The sequence below is a fragment of the Lutibacter maritimus genome, assembly GCF_900116115.1.
Classification (GTDB): Bacteria; Bacteroidota; Bacteroidia; order Flavobacteriales; family Flavobacteriaceae; genus Lutibacter; species Lutibacter maritimus.
The window spans coordinates 1-1,000 of sequence record NZ_FOZP01000020.1; the positions used below are offsets into that span (position 1 = coordinate 1).

Below are 1,000 nucleotides of genomic sequence, written 5' to 3' on the forward strand. Positions count from 1 at the left end.
TTGATACTCTTTTTTTCGACAGGTTGAATTTTGTTGTGTATTCATAAGTTACTAAAAGTGTTTAATTTTTAGTCAACCTATTTTAGGACGAGAGTGTTTTTCGTTTTGCACATAACGGGATTGTGTATGGTTAGTTGCGTGGTTAAGCAACTAATTTAGCAAATAAATCACAGATAGAATATTCCGCAGGAATGTTCGTAAGTCGGCAGTGACCAAGCAATTAATTATACACGGTGTTGTACACTGGCTTTATATTAATATAATTAGTTTGTTTCCGTTTAAATTTGCTTCTATATATTGTAAATTATTACTACGCTTAATCACAATTCTGTTATTTCCTTTTTTTAATTTTGACTTTAGTACAAGTTTTGTGCTTTCTATTTTTAAAAAATCAACCACTTTAAATTCGATACTATTTTTAATTTCTGAATCAAGTTTGATTATTATTTTTCCTTTTTTTCTTTTCAGCCGAATGTTTTTCAGTTCGACAATTTCGTTTAGAATTGGTTTTTCAAGTCCGTTAATCATAACAAAACCAAGATTACATTTTTCAGGATAAATTCCATCAACTTCACAGAGAGATTGTCCAATATTGAAATTATCAGACGAAATCAATTTTAGTATTGAATTTCGTTCAATTGGAATTTCATTTGCAGTTGAAACTATTATTCCGTCAAACAAGATAGTAAGCCAAAAGTCAATATCATTTGGTTCAGATTTTTGTTCACACTCAATTCTCTCAATAATTTTTGTTTTTATTTCGTTAGATTTTAGTTGTTTGAGTTCCTTTATCCACTTTTGAGAATCATTATAATCTTTAAAATCTCCACAATTATTTTGTCCAACTAAAACTTGGGAAAATAGTGTAATCAATATGAAAAGTTTAATCAATTTCATAGGTTTTGTCAGCTTGTGGGTAACGTGATTTTATATGATTTGTGCGACTGGAAAATCGGAGATTTTTCGGACGTAGCAAATCGTTTGTTGAATGTTTGTCAGT

Annotated in this window: 1 protein-coding gene; it reads right to left on the bottom strand. The window is 29.2% G+C overall.

The features are described 5' to 3' along the window. Positions 1-249 precede the first annotated feature (249 nt). Positions 250-873 carry a hypothetical protein gene (locus BM335_RS15530; protein ID WP_177219236.1) on the bottom strand — a complete coding sequence of 208 codons (624 nt, stop codon included), beginning with the start codon at positions 871-873 and terminating at the stop codon, positions 250-252. Between the last annotated feature and the right edge of the window lie 127 nt (positions 874-1,000).